This window comes from Macrococcus brunensis, from assembly GCF_004359615.1.
GTDB lineage: Bacteria > Bacillota > Bacilli > Staphylococcales > Staphylococcaceae > Macrococcus > Macrococcus brunensis.
On sequence record NZ_SCWA01000001.1, the window covers coordinates 129,707 to 147,330 of the forward strand.

Annotated in this window: 16 protein-coding genes; 5 read left to right on the top strand and 11 right to left on the bottom strand. The window is 41.9% G+C overall.

Going from position 1 to position 17,624, the window contains the following annotated elements:
- Window positions 1-5 precede the first annotated feature (5 nt).
- The 4 genes from ERX27_RS00705 to ERX27_RS00720 all read right to left on the bottom strand — a co-directional run bounded on the left by ERX27_RS00705 (window position 6) and on the right by ERX27_RS00720 (window position 6,660).
- A complete protein-coding gene (locus ERX27_RS00705; RefSeq protein ID WP_133430889.1) occupies window positions 6-2,351 on the bottom strand; it encodes an immune inhibitor A domain-containing protein in 2,346 nt (781 codons plus the stop codon).
- 133 nt (window positions 2,352-2,484) lie between these two features.
- Window positions 2,485-4,164 carry an immune inhibitor A domain-containing protein gene (locus ERX27_RS00710; RefSeq protein WP_133430890.1) on the bottom strand — a complete coding sequence of 560 codons (1,680 nt, stop codon included), beginning with the start codon at window positions 4,162-4,164 and terminating at the stop codon, window positions 2,485-2,487.
- Window positions 4,165-4,269: 105 nt separating this feature from the next.
- Window positions 4,270-4,572 carry a hypothetical protein gene (locus ERX27_RS00715; protein ID WP_133430891.1) on the bottom strand — a complete coding sequence of 101 codons (303 nt, stop codon included), beginning with the start codon at window positions 4,570-4,572 and terminating at the stop codon, window positions 4,270-4,272.
- A gap of 54 nt (window positions 4,573-4,626) precedes the next feature.
- Window positions 4,627-6,660, bottom strand: a complete 2,034-nt coding sequence (locus ERX27_RS00720) for a cation:proton antiporter (RefSeq protein ID WP_133430892.1) — start codon at window positions 6,658-6,660, stop codon at window positions 4,627-4,629.
- A 71-nt stretch (window positions 6,661-6,731) separates the two neighbouring features.
- On the opposite strand from ERX27_RS00720, the gene ERX27_RS00725 reads away from it, so the two are divergent.
- A complete protein-coding gene (locus tag ERX27_RS00725; RefSeq protein ID WP_133430893.1) occupies window positions 6,732-7,235 on the top strand; it encodes a cupin domain-containing protein in 504 nt (167 codons plus the stop codon).
- A 33-nt stretch (window positions 7,236-7,268) separates the two neighbouring features.
- On the opposite strand, the gene corA is transcribed toward ERX27_RS00725, so the two are convergent.
- Window positions 7,269-8,216, bottom strand: a complete 948-nt coding sequence (gene corA / locus ERX27_RS00730; RefSeq protein ID WP_133430894.1) for a magnesium/cobalt transporter CorA — start codon at window positions 8,214-8,216, stop codon at window positions 7,269-7,271.
- Between the two features lie 9 nt (window positions 8,217-8,225).
- Window positions 8,226-8,651 carry a GNAT family N-acetyltransferase gene (locus ERX27_RS00735; RefSeq protein ID WP_133430895.1) on the bottom strand — a complete coding sequence of 142 codons (426 nt, stop codon included), beginning with the start codon at window positions 8,649-8,651 and terminating at the stop codon, window positions 8,226-8,228.
- Window positions 8,652-8,869: 218 nt separating this feature from the next.
- On the opposite strand from ERX27_RS00735, the gene pflB reads away from it, so the two are divergent.
- The gene (pflB, locus tag ERX27_RS00740) at window positions 8,870-11,119 is read left to right on the top strand and encodes a formate C-acetyltransferase (protein ID WP_133430896.1); all 2,250 of its coding nucleotides are present in this window, start codon (window positions 8,870-8,872) and stop codon (window positions 11,117-11,119) included.
- Window positions 11,120-11,142: 23 nt separating this feature from the next.
- Window positions 11,143-11,898: a pyruvate formate-lyase-activating protein gene (gene pflA, locus ERX27_RS00745; RefSeq protein WP_133430897.1), complete on the top strand. Its 756-nt coding sequence runs from the start codon at window positions 11,143-11,145 to the stop codon at window positions 11,896-11,898.
- A 31-nt stretch (window positions 11,899-11,929) separates the two neighbouring features.
- Here pflA and ERX27_RS00750 read toward each other — a convergent pair whose 3' ends face one another.
- A complete protein-coding gene (locus ERX27_RS00750; RefSeq protein ID WP_133430898.1) occupies window positions 11,930-12,406 on the bottom strand; it encodes a DinB family protein in 477 nt (158 codons plus the stop codon).
- A gap of 268 nt (window positions 12,407-12,674) precedes the next feature.
- On the opposite strand from ERX27_RS00750, the gene rsgA reads away from it, so the two are divergent.
- Window positions 12,675-13,730, top strand: a complete 1,056-nt coding sequence (gene rsgA, locus ERX27_RS00755; RefSeq protein ID WP_165983032.1) for a ribosome small subunit-dependent GTPase A — start codon at window positions 12,675-12,677, stop codon at window positions 13,728-13,730.
- Window positions 13,731-13,784: 54 nt separating this feature from the next.
- Here the strand turns inward: rsgA and ERX27_RS00760 are convergent, their stop codons facing one another.
- Window positions 13,785-14,273: a DUF456 domain-containing protein gene (locus tag ERX27_RS00760; protein WP_133430900.1), complete on the bottom strand. Its 489-nt coding sequence runs from the start codon at window positions 14,271-14,273 to the stop codon at window positions 13,785-13,787.
- The gene (locus ERX27_RS00765) at window positions 14,270-15,475 is read right to left on the bottom strand and encodes a sugar efflux transporter (protein ID WP_133430901.1); all 1,206 of its coding nucleotides are present in this window, start codon (window positions 15,473-15,475) and stop codon (window positions 14,270-14,272) included. The genes ERX27_RS00760 and ERX27_RS00765 overlap by 4 nt, the downstream gene beginning before the upstream one ends.
- A gap of 56 nt (window positions 15,476-15,531) precedes the next feature.
- Here ERX27_RS00765 and ERX27_RS00770 point away from each other — a divergent pair, with 56 nt between their 5' ends.
- A complete protein-coding gene (locus ERX27_RS00770) occupies window positions 15,532-16,176 on the top strand; it encodes an MOSC domain-containing protein (RefSeq protein ID WP_133430902.1) in 645 nt (214 codons plus the stop codon).
- Here ERX27_RS00770 and ERX27_RS00775 read toward each other — a convergent pair.
- Together ERX27_RS00775 and ERX27_RS00780 are read right to left on the bottom strand one after the other, a co-directional pair.
- Window positions 16,159-16,956, bottom strand: coding sequence for a hypothetical protein (locus ERX27_RS00775; RefSeq protein WP_133430903.1), 798 nt, complete (start codon window positions 16,954-16,956; stop codon window positions 16,159-16,161). The genes ERX27_RS00770 and ERX27_RS00775 overlap by 18 nt on opposite strands.
- Window positions 16,957-16,967: 11 nt before the next feature.
- The gene (locus ERX27_RS00780; protein WP_133430904.1) at window positions 16,968-17,624 is read right to left on the bottom strand and encodes a GTP pyrophosphokinase; all 657 of its coding nucleotides are present in this window, start codon (window positions 17,622-17,624) and stop codon (window positions 16,968-16,970) included.

Below are 17,624 nucleotides of genomic sequence, written 5' to 3' on the forward strand. Positions count from 1 at the left end.
TTTTTTTATTTATAGACGATGACTTTTCCGACTGATTTATCTTTAGATTCTGCGACTACCTTCACTTTTAGTCCATATTGCGGCAGGATTTTTCCTGCATGCGGCTGGGCTGGATTAGAGTAATCATTCTGATCATTGAAAAGCACACTTGATTTCAGGCTGTCATCAACAAGCGTTGATCCATCATCAAGTTTTAATTTGAGTGGATCCTGTGCAGTCATGCTGAACGCAGCATCGCGGACCTGGTACTGAGTCGATGCATATGATGCCGTTGCACCGTTCCATTTCAGTGGATTCTGGTCTGCATCGACAATTCCGATATAGCCGTATCCCGGATGTTTTGCGACATGATTGTCAGAATAGCTTTCATCAACATAATAGACGTTTAAGCCTTGATTGAAGCTCATTAAGTTACCTGCACGTTTAATATGTGCCAGTCCTTCATCAATCTTATGATGACTTCTCCATTGAAGCAGATAATAGTTTTTGCTGTACTTCTTACCATCAGAGACAGTGAAACCATTCAGTTCAAACTTAGAAGTGTTTTCTGCTCCATCTGCGAGCACTACTCCTCCATCAGCGTTTACTTTGATGTCATCAATATAGAGACCAGTGCCGATAGAACCTGCATCTGTGACATATAGATAGCGCAGCTGAACTTTCTTGCCTGCATAAGCTGACAGGTCGAACTTAGCATCTACCCAGCCGTCACTTGTACCATCAATACCGTTACCGGCATTGGCACCTGCACCTTCAGGATCATCATTATTTGTGATGTTACCAGCCAGATTAGTCCAGTTCTTACCATCTGTAGAGGCCTGTACATATGCATAGTCATAACCTTTTTCGATATCATATGATGCCTTAAATGATAAATCTGCTGATTGTTTTCCTGTTAAATCGACAGTTGTCGTCATAGATGTCAGAAGATTATTGTCTGCCCCACTGAAATAGGTTTTAGTGCCTTCAGCTGGTTTGACAACCTGTGTTTCTTTATCAGGTAATGTGATTTTAACAGCATCATCATTTGTCCCTTTGCTTGAAGCCTCATCTAATGTGAACGCCTGAGGAGTGGAAGTGACGTCTTTAACATCAATTTCACTACCAGTCTGCCAGTTACCACCGTGGTAGTTTTGAAGCAGTTCTTTCATATAAGCATCAAAACCAGTTGGTTCAGTACCTGGAATTTTACCTGCCCAGCTACCGCTTGACATAATAGACCAGAATGAGACAGGTTCACCTTTACCAGAATAAATCGTATCATATTCATCCGGGAGTCCTAAGTCATGGCCGAACTCATGAGCGAATACCCCGGTCGCACCGTCTTCTGGTTCAATTGTGTAGTCGATGACAGCAAGCTCGCCTCCAAATTGGTCCAGTCCTGATTTTGTACCTGGAATCGTATACGGTTCACCCTGTTCGTTGAAGTCCAGACTCCAGCGATGAGACCAGATAGCATCCGGACCAAGACGGCCACCACCTGCATCTTCACCCGGTCCAGCATGGATAATCATAACGTGGTCAACGATTCCATCTTTTTCATTCAGCACACCGTCTCCATCAAGGTCATAACGATCCCAGTGGTCATAGTCTGACAGATCAAGTGTTGGATCTTGCGCCGCTTTTTGAAGGGCTTCTTTTACAAGTTCCTTCGGACGGGCATCACTGCCATCTGCGTCCGGATAGTTGCCTCCATAATAAGCTGCCGGATGGTCAGCAGTGTACCAGCCATGGACATCTCCTTCGATATCATAACTGCCACCAGACTGATTCTGATAGAACTGCTTCATACTCAGCAGATTCTCACCATTCGGTCCTTTGAATCCTTTTTCACCGAACACCATCTGCTGGTAATGATCTACTGGGTAATCTTCATAGAACATATCACTTTCTTCTTTTGTGATTGTTGAGTTCTTGTAATCCGGGAAGTCGATAGCGAGAAGCAGCACTTTATCTGTTCGTTTTTCGCCGTTATACTCTTCTAATTGCACAGGCTTCAGAATATTTGCATGTCCTTTTTTCTGCCCTTTTCCTTTAATGAAACGATTGTCTTTTGCTTTGTTAGATTGATCCGTCACTTTCTTGAACTTTTTAACGAACTTGCCTTCGTTTTTAACTTTTTCAGTCGCTGCTTCCCCTTTGTTTTTCACATAAGCTTTGACTGCTTTTTCTGCTTCAGCACGCGATGCATTTTCTTTCAAGACACCTTCCTGCTTCAGCATCTCGATTAAACGGTCTTCATTTGCAATGACACTGTCAAAGCCCGTCCCCTTATAATAATCACTTGCAAATGCAGTACCAGATGAAATAATTCCCAGTGTTAAGACAGATGAAATCACTTTCTTTTTCAAATGATGGCCCCCTTTTGTTTGATTAAATACATTATGTCGGAATTCGAAGGAGTTGTAAATAATTATTTTAAATTTTCTGATATATTATTTTAAAAATTAAAATGCACATCTCTTATTGAAATGTGCATTTTAATTATTTATATATTTTTATTTTTGCTACTGTACCTTCTTTGTTCTGATCGACTACTCGCATTTTAATACCATATTGCGGCAGTACCCGACCCGCTTCAGGCAGCATAAGGTCATCCAGTTTCGCCTGTGTGTAATTACGGTCAGAAAAAATAGGGACTGGATCTGTGTTCTTTTTCTTAAAGAAATAATTTGAAAGCTTATTATAGTTACCATAACGCTTCGTGTTAAACGGGGCATCAAATATTTGAATATCAGTCGTCGGTGCATTGTCTGTTTTTGATATCAATGTTTTAGGAGATGCATCTACTACACCGACTAAACTTTTACCCGGATGGCTCGATAACGATGAGTTATTACGGTAATACTCATTGACGTACCACACCAGCATACCTTTACCATAATAGTTTCGGCCAAAGGGGTCGTAAATTTCACTAAGCCCTTGATCAATTCCTGTATGAGTTCGCCATTCTACCAGATAATATTGCTGGTAATTTCTATAGCGCCCGGATTTAAGTTTTTTCTTGATAGGAGGCAGCTCAATTCTGAGAATATCATTATTACGCCCCTTTCTGCTGGCCTGGTCGAGAAGGTACGTCTTACCTTTTGTCGTGATGTCAGTTGATTTGATGACAGAACCTCGGAGCCAGTTGCCGCCGTACATCATCTGCAGATCAGATTTGGCCAGTGGACTTAAGCCGACTGGTTTAGAACCGACGCGTTTACCAGCGTCCGCACCGTAGCTCATCAGTGACCAGTAACGTACAGGTTCGCCGGCGTGGCTATTAGCAGACCGGGATGTATCATATTCATCGATTAATCCGAGCATATGTCCGAACTCATGGGTAAATGTACCGACAGAGCTGTCTTCTGCCATCACCCCGTATTCGCCTATAGCGAGTCGATGACCCGGGAACTTGGAAGTCCGGCTATAGGTGTTTGGAATCATGTGAGGTTTTGAGCCTACTTCACTGACGTGTTCCCAGATTGAATTCTGACCGAGTGCACCGCCTCCTTCACTTTCTCCGATACCACTGAAGACGACTATAAACTTATCGATGATGCCGTCAGGTTCATTCACTTTCCCGTCCTGATCCCGGTCATAATAATCATAGCGATCGTATTTAGATAAATTGACGGATTTATCTTTAGCGACCCGGGCCGCTGCTTCCATGATCAGTTCATGTACGTGTGCATCATCATTCGAGTCCTCATTGACCCCGTAATAACTTAATGGTTTCTTCGCACGATACCAGCCAGTAACCTGGCCACCTAAAGTAAAGCTGCCTCCTGAAGAAATCTCATAATAGTTTTTTACTGAACGATAAGATTTGCCGTCAGGTCCTTTAAAACGATCTGCAAAAAATACATCTCTATAGTGCTCTTTAGTGTATTTCGGATAGTAGTTCCTGGAGACACTTGTGCCAGGCGTATAATGGCCCATTTCCGGTTTCAGCGTCGACTGTTTACTATCACTGAAATCCATCATGACAATGAGCACATTTTCTTTCATAACAGGTCCGCTATATTCTCTTGCTTTAAAAGCGGGCATACCAAAAGTAGGCAGGAAACTTCGTTTATGGACTATTTCAGAGTTCGTTTTCACTTTTTCAGCACCATCCACTATTATGGTCTGACTAGCGAGGATCAGTGCAGCAAGTGATGTGATCATTATTTTTTTCATATTTTATACCTCTATTGTTGTTGCTATTTCCCTAAATCATATCATGTCTCACTTTTCATTAATATAAAAAGCATCTGATTTTCATTAAAATCAGATGCCCTTATTTTATCTCGATTTGTAGGATAACAGACGAACCTTCACAGTATCCGTTTTAAAATCTATTTTTTCGTTACGCGGTGTTGTGACGGTCGCATCTACAATATCATCCGTCTCATTGAATTCATATGTGACAAGGAACGTCTCAAATTCATCATCAAAATTCGGTTTCTGAGCGACTATACGATTAATATCACCGAAGCTGTCAGTCACTGTATAGCCAGTAATCGCTTCCAGTTCACTTGCAAGCTCTCTTAAAGTCATTTCTTTATTTTCAATCAGAACAAACTTCTCTTCATGCATGGTCATCATCCTTTTTCTCTTATTCTTAACTTTTTCATTCCCCATCCCCAGTATCGAGAAACATCAACTATGATTATCGAGTAGAATCATCTCATCATAGTTCAATGATTGCCGCAACTCAATGGCAACTTCTGAAGATATTTTACCGCGTGAGGCCAGCTGCTGAACCACTTCACGCTCCATACCGATGACATTCAGCGCCATCAATGCTTCTGCATCCTCGAGCTTTTCATTTACAATATTACGCTTTAACTGCTCTACTCGGTTCAAGTAGATATCTGCTACAAGCGCTACTTCCATACGGTTATCACCATCTGTTTCTTCGAGTAGTGCCGAAAGCACTTCAGTATAGACCTTATTGGCGATGTTCTGCAGTTCAACTAGATGGCTTCTGAAAGTAAGTGGGCTCATTCCGCTGAAATGTGAGCCCAGCTTACGTCTGCTTTTCCGTACACGCAGTATAAAAAGTCCTCTCTTCAGAAAAGAAGTGTGCGCAAACAAGCGTGTCCGCTCGATATAAGCGATGTAGTTTTGATACGCACTCTCAGATATCGCTCCACTTTCCGTTAAGTCTTCAAGCACAGCAGCTTCGACATCAAGCGCTTTGTTCTGGAGCCTGATGATCTCCTTAGGATTTTCGTCGTGATCATGAATCCGCTTATAGAAGTTGATACGCATCGTGTTCTGACGAATCAGATTACCTGTAATCGCCGTGTTCTCTTCTGTCGTCTGCCTTTGCAGATATTCAATCGCTTTTTCAATCACGAAAATACGTGCTTCTTTAAATGAATATTTGGATGTATTCTCGATGATATCTTTTTCTACCAGCAGTGGCAGCAGCACCTGAGCCACTACTAAACTGATGACTACTACCCCTGCTGCTATAAATAGCAGGTCATCTCTATAGATGAAGTCCTGGTTCTTATAGATTTCATATGGCAATGTCAAAGCGATGGCCATTGAGATAGTCCCGTGAACACCACAGACTGCAGCAATCAGTGCATATTTAAAGCGTGATGGCCGCTCTTCCGGCACACCCGAGTCCTGATTGTTCAGTATTTTGATGAACGGGTTTTCAGGTATATAGAACATATCATAGAGTAGGAAGACCCATATAAATCTGAAGAGATAGACAAGCAGTGAAATAATGGCAGTCAGAATTAAAAGACCCACTAAATTCTGTCTTTCGTGCGTGATAATCTCAAGTGTGACTTCCGGAATAATATAGCCGAGAATGGTGAAGACCATCCCATTAAGTACAGTAGATAGTAATCCCCATGTATAGTTGTATCCCATCTGAAGTTTAGTCGTTGCCTGACTGAAGCGGTCTCGTTCTATCCCATGAACGATACCGCCTATCACTGCAGCGATTACACCTGACACGTGGAATGATTCTGCCACCATATAAATAACGAAAGGTGTCAGCAATTGTATAAGACTGAAGATATACTCTTCTTCGAACCCACTATCCAGCAGTCTGATTCTTATCTGGACGAAGAGAAGACCGATAATCAGTCCGACGATAACACCGCCTATTGAAGTCGTCAGAAACTGAATCGCAGCGCCTTGCACAGTAAAGACATGCGAAGTTAAGGCTACAACAGCAATATTGAAACTCAGGATCCCTGCTGCATCGTTCAAAAGTGACTCTCCTTCAAGAATCGTCATCAATCCTTTAGGAAGTTTTTTACCTTGTGCAATGGCCTGAACGGCCACTGCATCAGTCGGACAGATAATAGCTGCCAGTGCAAAACAGGTCGCAATCGGTATCAATGGCATCATGAAATGCGTGATATAGCCCAGACCGATGACTGTCGTAAAAACGAGACCGATCGCCATCAGAACGACAGGTTTGATGTATTTTAATAACTTAATCCGGGAGACATGGTTCCCTTCCAAAAAAAGCAGCGGTGCGATAATACCAATCAGAAACATCTCGGGTTCAAATTCCATGACAATAGGTACAGGTGTCAGGAAAATCAGCATGCCTAAAGATATTTGAATAAAAGCAAGAGGCAGTCGTGGAAACTTGTAGTGAATAACTGTTGATATAATAGTCGCAATAATAAAACTAGAAAGCATAATAAATATTTCCATCTGTTCAGTCCTTTCTATGGTTGATAGTCATTATAAAGGGAAATATGATGTTAAATAAAGGAGGTCATTTTATGAGACATACCATCTTACATGCACCCGTTTCCCCGTCAGCACCCAATCATATGGTGCTCCCTGTCATCATCTATCATGATATCAAAGAAGACCCGGTCGAACTATTTAAACGCAATGACTGGCATCAAGTCTGGACAAACGGTGTCTATGATTACCATCACTTTCATCCAAACTGTCATGAGGTGCTCGGTGTTAAAGAAGGTCAGGCAGAATTGATGATCGGAGGCGAGAAGGGTCAGAGAGTCACAGTTCAAAAAGGCGATGTACTACTGTTACCCGCTGGTTACGGTCATAAACGACTGAGTAAGTCAGAAGATTTAAAGATAGTCGGTGCTTACCCTACTGAAGAAGAAGTAAAGACTGAAACATCTTATGATGACTTGACTGCTATCAATAGAAGCATCAACAGCGTCAAACTGCCGGATTCCGATCCAGTAACAGGCAGTAACGGTCCGATGTTCAAAGAATGGCATAATATCTATTATTGCAACGCTGAATATTAAAAGAGGTCATGTTTCCAATGAAACATGACCTTTTTAAAACCAGTTTTTCTGCCTGAAGTAAACAATCATACCGAATGTGATGACAAGCATCACGACCCAGACACCTAAGCAGCCATATTTCCAGTGAAGTTCAGGCATCACGTCGAAGTTCATGCCGTAAATCCCGGCAAGTAACGTCAGCGGCATGAAGATAACAGAGTAAATCGTGAGAATCTTCATGATATTATTCATTTTGAATGAGTTAAGTGAGATGTAATTATCACGAATATCAGCGGTCATCTCACGCGACGATTCAATCATTTCCACTTGCTTGATCAGATGGTCATTAATATGATGCAGAAAGATTTTCTGTTTCTTGGATAACGGCATAATTCTGCCTTCCAGCAGTCTGTACACCAGATCCCTCATCGGTAGTACGGTTCGTCTGATCAGGAGCAGATCCTCTCTTAAATCAAAGGTCTCCTCTATCAGCACTTCTGTCGAAATATCCACTGAATGTCTGTCCTTAAAAGAGAAAACTTTATCTTCCAGTTCATAAACAAACGGAAAATAGTTATCGACAATCGCATCCAGCGTCAGAAACATTATTTCAGAAGTAGATGCTTTTGAGTTATCCTTCTTGTTGATCATCATATTCCAGACTTTATCTACTTCTTCTGAATGTTCCTTATGATAGGTCACGACTAATATATCATTAATGAAGACGTCTATTTCTTCAGGCTTCATGGTCTTCAGATCGATTGCATGAAAGACATAGAAGAGATAATCATCATATTCCTTATACTTCGGTCTTTGTCTCACTGAGACTGCATCTTCTATAGAAAGCGGATGGAAGTGAAAGAACTGGCTGAGCAGAAGGTTTTCGTGCATTGTCGGTTCAGACATGTCAACCCACAGAAGACGTGGCTCTGAAGTCATTTCATAAGGAGATTCACATGTCTTCAGCTCATTATTGATATCTATATATAATGTACGGATCATAAGTCACCTCTATAGTTCAAGTCTCATTTCTTTACCTTTCCAATTATAGCCTAATTTCTGATTGAGGGCGACCATGCTTCTATTAGCAGGATGAACGGTCCCTGTAATATAAGTCATTCCTTTTTCTTTACTTATTCTCTTTACTTCATTTTTAAGCTTGCTGGCGTAACCTTTTCCTCTTTGCCCAGGATTCACCCACAATGATTTTATATGCGTATAGTCAGTCATCGCGTACCAGATAAAGGCGACGAGCTCCTCTTCTACTACTGCAAGTATTCTGTCGCCACTGTACTGCATGAGCAACCGTATTGATTCTTCTCTTAAAATATACTCTAGTTCAGTCGGCCGCCAGTCTTTGTAGTCTGCAGGGATTGTTTCATGTAAACGCGCGATTGTTTTCAGTAAAGGGTCATCGTAATTAATATGTATTATCATAGTTTGATTTTAACATGATGAATAGAGTATGAAACAACGGGTAGATACCTGTTATAGATACAGATTTTATTTCTGCACATGTACTATTACAGCCAAGCACTTGATATGACTGGATTTCTAAAAAAACTTAAAAATATTATAAATAATGTGATTCCATTCACGTATGTGTTATAATTGTCTTGTGAAGTTAATCACATTATGTTTGGGAGGCATACATTATGTTAAAAAATGAACAAAAACAAACTACTGCATGGTCTGGATTCAAAACTGGTAAATGGGCAAAACGTATTGATGTCAGAGAATTCATCCAACTGAACTACACACTGTACGAAGGTAACGATGAATTCTTAGCACCTGCAACAGACGCAACGCAGAAACTCTGGGCACAAGTAATGGAACTGACTAAAGAAGAGCGTGACCGTGGCGGCATGTGGGATATGGATACGAAAGTCGTTTCTTCTATCACTTCTCACGATGCAGGTTACTTAGACAAAGATCTTGAAACAATCGTCGGCGTTCAGACAGAAAAACCATTCAAACGCTCTATGCAGCCTTACGGTGGTATTCGTATGGCAAAAGCTGCTTGTGAATCTTATGGTTATGAGTTAGATAAAGAAACAGAACATATCTTCACTGAATACCGTAAAACACATAACCAAGGTGTATTCGATGCTTATTCAAAAGAAATGCTTGCATGCCGTAAAGCAGGTATTATCACTGGTCTGCCAGATGCTTATGGTCGTGGACGTATTATCGGTGACTACCGTCGTGTTGCTTTATACGGTGTAGATTTCTTAATGGCTGAGAAAAAACGTGACTTCGATAACATCTCTACAACAATGTCTGAAGACGTTATCCGTTTACGTGAAGAAGTATCTGAACAGTACCGCGCATTAAATGAACTTAAACAGTTAGGTAAAATCTACGGATTTGATTTAAGCCGTCCAGCTGAAAACTTCAAAGAAGCTGTACAATGGACTTACCTCGGCTACCTTGCAGCAATTAAAGAACAGAACGGTGCTGCGATGAGTTTAGGTCGTACTTCTACATTCCTTGATATCTATGCAGAACGCGATATCAAAAATGGCGTATTAACTGAAGAAGAAGCACAGGAAATCGTTGACCACTTCATCATGAAATTACGCTTAGTGAAATTTGCTCGTACACCTGACTACAACGAATTATTCTCTGGTGACCCAACTTGGGTAACTGAATCAATCGGTGGTGTCGGCATGGATGGCCGCGCGCTTGTCACTAAAAACTCATTCCGTTTCTTACATTCTTTAGACAACTTAGGTCCGGCACCAGAACCAAACTTAACAGTACTCTGGTCTACTCGCTTACCTGAGAACTTCAAAAAATACTGTGCGAAGATGAGTATTCAGACTTCATCTATCCAGTATGAAAATGATGATCTGATGCGTGAAAGCTACGGCGACGACTACGGTATCGCCTGCTGTGTATCTGCAATGAGAATCGGTAAACAAATGCAGTTCTTCGGCGCTCGTGCGAACTTAGCAAAAACGTTATTATATGCAATCAATGGTGGTAAAGACGAAAAATCTGGCGCTCAAGTCGGTCCGGCTCTTGCACCCATCACATCTGAATACCTTGATTACGACGAAGTTATGGTCCGTTTCAATGATATGATGGAATGGTTAGCAGGCGTTTACATCAATTCATTAAACGTCATCCACTACATGCACGATAAATACAGCTATGAAAGAATTGAAATGGCTTTACATGACACTGAAATTATTCGTACAATGGCTACAGGTATTGCCGGTCTTTCAGTTGCCGCTGACTCATTATCAGCAATCAAACATGCTAAAGTTAAACCAATCCGCAATGAAGAAGGTTTAGTGGTTGACTTTGAAACTGAAGGTGAATTCCCACAATACGGTAACAACGATGCACGTGTTGATGATATCGCTGTTAAATTAGTAGAAGAATTCATGACAAAATTACGCAAACACAAAACCTACCGTGATTCAGAACACACAATGTCAGTGTTAACTATCACTTCTAACGTGGTATATGGTAAGAAAACAGGTAATACACCAGATGGCCGTAAAGCAGGCGAACCATTTGCACCAGGTGCGAACCCAATGCATGGACGCGATCAAAAAGGTGCTTTAGCTTCATTATCATCAGTTGCTAAATTACCATATGACTGCGCTAAAGATGGTATCTCTAACACATTCTCTATCGTACCTAAATCACTCGGTAAAGAAGACGATGCTCAGCAAAGTAACTTAGTCAGCGTATTAGATGGTTATGCAATGCAGCATGGTCACCACTTAAATATCAACGTATTTAACAGAGAAACTTTACTGGATGCAATGGAACATCCAGAAGAATATCCACAGCTGACAATCCGTGTATCTGGTTACGCTGTTAACTTCATCAAATTAACACGTGAACAACAGCTGGATGTTATCTCTAGAACATTCCACGAAAAAATGTAACTAATTGCTTAGGGGGACTTCAATTGATTAAAGGACACATTCATTCAGTCGAAAGTTTAGGAACAGTAGATGGACCTGGATTAAGATATATCTTATTTACACAAGGGTGCTTACTACGCTGCCTATTCTGTCACAATCCAGATACTTGGCAAATCGGTGAACCTTCACGCGAAGTGACGGCTGAGGAAATGGTTCAGGAGATACTCCCCTACAAGCCTTATTTCGATGCATCAGGTGGCGGTGTTACAGTGAGCGGTGGCGAACCGCTCCTGCAACTGCCATTCCTTGAAGAATTATTTAAACAGCTTAAAGCTGAAGGTATCTCAACATGTATCGATACATCAGCCGGCTGCTTTAATGAAACACCCGCTTTTATGAATCACTTTAATGAACTGCAGAAATATACTGATTTATTTTTGCTAGACATTAAACATATTGATAACGATAAACATTTAAAACTGACAAGTAAGCCCAATACCCATATCCTGAAATTTGCACGTTTATTATCTGACCGCAAACAACCTGTCTGGATCAGACACGTTCTTGTACCGGGGCTGACAGATAGCAGAGAAGATCTGATTAAGCTCGGTGAGTTTGTTAACTCTCTGGACAATGTAGTTAAGTTTGAAATCCTCCCCTATCACCAGCTGGGCGTCCATAAATGGGAGGCGCTCGGTATCCCTTATGAATTAACTGACGTCGAACCCCCTAGCGACGAAGAAGTCAAAATGGCTTATGATTTAGTCGGCTTTAAAGGATTGACCCCTCTTAATAGTTAAAAAAGATTCAGGCAGCTGCCTGAATCTTTTTTTATTTGTCATCTCTTGATGGGCCGTAGATAGAAGGGACATGAAGATCAGCCTGACGCATCAGCACAGTCATCTGACCACGATGATGCACCTGATGTAAGTTCGCTGCCTGAAGCAAAGCACCTTTTGGCATCTTTGTTCCAAACATATCTGCTTCGTCTAATAAATTTGCATCAGTTAAAGTCTGCTGATAAGAATCAAGTACGCTTTTGTATGTTTTTTCATAAATATCTGCAATCTCTTCCGCACTGTCAGGTGCTGAGTCAGGTGTAAAGCGCGCACCTTCAAATGTTTCGCCCGTAAGTGAAGCAAAGCCACCCGCGCTTTGCGTGATATGCCAGGCAATTTCACCTAAAGTACGATCATTTTCAGTGACTGCCTGCTGCAGTGATTCATCAGTCAGTTCTTTTAAACAATTCAGAGTCAGTTGTCCTTCGCGTTCATATTCCTGGATAAATGAATCTTTAGATGTGTACATGTGAATCCTCCTTTACTGTGATGGTTTAAGTGTAGAGGGTAAATCATCAAAGTGCAACAAATGCACTTTGTGCCCAGAATGGCATATTGACAATTTAAGGAACACACTTTACACTTAAGAAAAAGAAAGGACGTGAGGTCTATGGTAACGATAAATATTTTTCTGTCACCGAAGCCATGGACCACGTGCGCCCTTTAACGGACGTTTTTTCAGTGTACCCATGGCTCAGCCATGGGTATTTTTTATTAACTGAAAAAGGATGAGACAATTGACAACACTTACACAACTAGGCTTCACAGAGGAAGCACAAGGCCTGATCGGCCGTATATCAACACAAGCAAAAGGCATCTACCGAGCTGTTACTGAACAAGGAACGTATCTTGTTTCTTTGACCGGCAAGTATAAATATGAAGTGACGGATCTGGCAGCGATACCTGCTGTCGGGGATTTTGTTAAAATAGAATCTTTTCCGGGTGAAATGCGCGGTGTCATTACAGACCTCCTGCCGAGAAAGCAGGCTTTTATCAGACAGGCAGCAGGCACTGAGACTAAACCTCAAGTCATCTCTGCGAATGTTGACTATGCATTTCTGGCGATGAGCTGCAACGACAACTATAACCTTAACCGTATGGAGCGTTACCTGATTGCTGCGTGGGATTCAGGCGCAACGCCCATTATTCTGCTGACAAAAGCGGACCTCGTCAGCGAGCTTGATAAAGAAATTATGACAGCAGAACTATCTGGCATCGCGTTTGATGTGCCGATTTACTTCATGGATATGCATACGAATGATCATATTGATGAACTACGTGCCCTCCTGCAAGACAATAAAACGGCAACCATACTCGGTTCAAGTGGTATCGGTAAATCAACACTGATCAATAAACTGATGGGTCAGGAAGTCATGGTCACACAAAGCATCCGTGAATCTGACAGTAAAGGGAAACATACAACAACCCACCGAGAACTCCTCCTGCTTCCTACTGGTGGCATCATCATCGATACACCAGGCATGCGTGAATTCCAGCTGTGGTCCACCGGCGCAAACGCGGGACTCACCGCTGAATTTGAAGACGTAGAAGATTTGATTGCAAACTGCCGCTTCAATGACTGCAGCCACACTAATGAACCCGGCTGTGCTATCAATGCTGCACTGGAAGACGGTTCATTAAGTACAGAAAGATACCAAAGATATCAGAAATATCAGCGGGAACTCGCCTTCCAGGAACGACGCGGCAACGAAGCATTAGAACGTCAGGAACGCGACAAGTGGAAAAAGCTGACGCAAATGGGCCGTCAGAACAGGATGAAAAAAGGAAGATAACAACAAAGGACCTTCACTGCTGTGAAGGTCCTTTAATTTTTAAGAAATATTCATTTAAAGGTTAATAAAAACATCTATGATGAACCATACAATCATCACTATCAGCATAATGAGTTTGGCAAACGTACTTGCGAGAAAGCCTAGTAATGAACCTAAACTTGCATCCATTGCTTTCCTCATATCCTGTACCACCAAGAGCTCCACTATAAAAACAGCGATTAATGGAAACAGGATGATACCAAATGGCGGATAGACGAAGCTCCCGACTATCACACTGATAAGTGCGGTGATTTTACCAGCTTTACTGCCGCCGTAGCGTTTGACGAAATAACTGCCTGCGACGTAGTCACTGACGAGCATTAAAGCTGTAATGATGATCATGACAATCCAGAAGAACCAGGAGAGTGTTGTACTGTCTATAGCGAAATGATAGATCAGAAAACCAATCCACATCATGAGTACGCCTGGTATGATAGGTACGACTAAACTGACGAAAGCTAGTATAAATGAAACTATAACAAGTAACCAGAGCAAAGTGGTCATTCTACTATGTCCTCCATTCTGACGGGTTTTGTGAAGATGAGTAAGATAAAGGCAACAGCGATGAATGATGCAGAGACAAAAAACACGTTGCCGAGCCCGACGATATCACTCATGAAGCCGCCAAGTAAGTTTCCGACTAACTGACCGACAATCATTGCATTTGAAAACAGCGTTGAGGCATAACCCGGGAAATCCGGCAGTATATCCTGGAAATAACTGATGCCGAGTCCTAATAAAATAGCTAGGAAGAATGCGAGTCCAACCTGGCCAATCAGCATGGCAATGACATTGTCAAAGACACCAATTGAGAAATAATAACCGCCGCCAAGAACAGCACCAATCATTAAAAGCGTTCGTGTTTCCATTTTGGCTGACATAATACCAAGGATAATCATGAAGGGTACTTCCAGACCGGCGCAGAGGCTGGCTAAATAGCCGACATTGCCTTCTTTAGCATGCAGATATTCTGTGACAAAGAGCGGCATATTCAGTGTATACATCCACTGTCCGACATGCAGAAAGACAAATGCCAGAAAGGGAATCAATAGATACTTATCGCGCAGTAAGTTCGGCGTGATGGGCTCAATATACCCTTCTTCTCGTATGATTTCTTTCTTTTCAACATCCTTATAAAAGATGATAATCGTCAGTAATGCAGTTAAGTAGCAGAGTATCGTTCCACCGAAAAGGCCGGCATAGCCGAATTGTTTGAGAAGAACTGTTCCGACGAGCGGTCCGAACAGGAATCCGAAGCTGAACATTGAACGTAAGACTGTATTCGCAAAAGCCGCATGCTTGATAGATGCTGATTCATTGATGCTTTCTCGGGCAGAGGCATAAAGCTGCGGCATAGCCGGTGCGCCCATCCCTGCAAAAAAGACGTACATCATGATGAAGATAACAGGTGTCTGGACAAAGAAGTAACTGCTGAAGGCAATACAGGACATCGACAGACTAAAAAGAATCATATATTTGCGGTTAAAATTCGCTTTATCCGAAAAACGAGCAACGATGGTATTGACAAGAAACCCTGCTAACGCGAAAAGCGCCATCATGATGCCATACATACCCCGGGTCATACCGAGTTCCTGTGTCGCGTAAAGAATGAAGAATGGAACAGTAATCGCGAGCGCCATCCCGAGCAGCATCATATCGAGCAGGAAGAGCTTGTAGTTTTTTATTTTCATTAAATCTCGGAACATTTTCTCACGTACTTTCTTAATATATTGTATGATGGAATAAAACTTGAGGTGATCAGATGAAGTATGAAGTCATTAAAATATGTACAGGTAAAGTTAAAAAGCTGATGCTCGGCGGTAAACCTAAAAAGACTGCGGTCAACAAATATCCGATTACTGAACCGAATTATTTATCAAAGCTTGGCTTTGAAGGAGACGAGCATGAATATAAAGGTCATGGTGGGGTCAATAAAGCGGTCTGTCTTTATGACAAACTTGATTACGCGCTCTGGCAGGACTATATCACCGATATGCCGGACTATGCGATGTTCGGTGAGAATATTACGACAGTTGGTCTGACAAAAGATAAGATTGCGATTGGCGATACATTCAGACTCGGTGACGCGGTCATTCAAGTATCAGAAGGCCGTGGCCCGTGTAATACCATCGCTAAGAAGTACGAAGTGCCGACTCTTGTCAAAATGATGAGCGCGGCCCATGCGACCGGCTGCTATTTCCGTGTGCTTGAAGAAGGATACGTGCAGCCTGACAGTCAGCTTGAACTATTAGAGCGAGACCCTGAACAATTTACGCTGGATGAGTTCAATGCACTCCTTTACACAGATAAGAAAAACGTCAATCTTCTCAAGAAAGCTGTCAGTGTGAAGGCACTGAGCGAAGATCAACGTCAGACATTCATGCAGCGCCTAGAGCGTAATCAGTAGCGCTGCCTTATCATCATGTACTTTATAACGGGGATAGAGGCGTTTGTCTTTATCCTCTATTTCATATAGCATCATGTTGCGGAGAAACTGGTCTAAATCCCGGATTCCTTCTCTGACGAACTGTTCAAGTCCGACACCTTTAATATCGTAAAAACCATCAGTTGTCAGCAAGATGTGTGTCAGACATTCATAGCTCAGTGTCCCATGGTTATACGCTTCATTAAACAACAGGTCTCCGTTCATGACGCTATAACCAAACGGCTGGTTCGCCATCTTCTTTGCCTGATCCATCGCTTCAATCATTTCTTTAGGTCTGTCTTTCATGTTCGGGTACTTTTTCATCCATTCTGCCATTCTATCGCTTTCTTCTTTCTTACCGTAGCGTGGCACTACTTGTATCACTTCATCACCTATCGCATAGAGCACACAGTCTGCTGAACTCGTCCATTCGATATGGTCAGACAGCAGCTTAACAGCAGCATGACAGCACTGAAAGCGGTCTTTAGGATGATTGATTTCAAGTTCCATAGCCGTCATATCTGTTTGAATCGCCTGGTTGGCTGTTTCAGTGATGTCATTTAAGGATGCGTCACTTTCTGCCTGTTCAAAAGCTGCTTTTACTGCATCTGCCGCGCGTTTACCCGGGGTCACCCCTGCAAACATCCGGCCAGACAGTGAAGTCACTCCGTCTATTACACCGTACACTCGCGCCTGATCGTTAATAATAAGTGCATCTTCATTCATCAGACCTTCACCTTGCTGAATAACCGAGACAATCATGCTGACACTCCCTAATCAATCAGAATGGTATTACGGACTTTCGTCATTTTTTCATCTAACTGGCTTGATGCCTGTGCCACTTCAAACAACTCGTCTTTCATTTCCTGACTGAGTTCTTTTGTATTGTATTTATACTGCAGTTTATGTTCTGTAGAAGCAAAGAAATCCATGGCAAGTGTCCGTATCTGTATTTCTGCCGGCACCCATCTGATACCTTCAGAGAGAATCAGCTCTGTTTCGACGATGAGATGCAGACTTTTATAGCCGCTTGGTTTCGGATTTTTTATGTAATCTTTCACTCTTTTTATTTTAAGGTCATTGCGGCCTTTTAACAACTCATATATCTTATAAACATCATCTTCAAAACTCGTAACAATCCTCAGCCCGACAATATCAAAAATATTGTCACGAATCCCTTCAATTGTGAACGGCACACCTTTTCGTTCAATCTTTTTATGAAGTGACTGCGGCGTCTTCATCCGCGTCTTAATATGTTCAAAAGGTGAGTACTCGTAACGCGTCTGCCATTCCAGTTCTATTATTTCGATATCACTCTGCAGTTCAAGGAGCGCCATTTCATATAGTTTGATAAAATCATTGAATTCCTCAATAATCTGTCTGTAATCTTCACGTGCACCGAAGCTGTTAAATATCGTTCTTAAATCCAT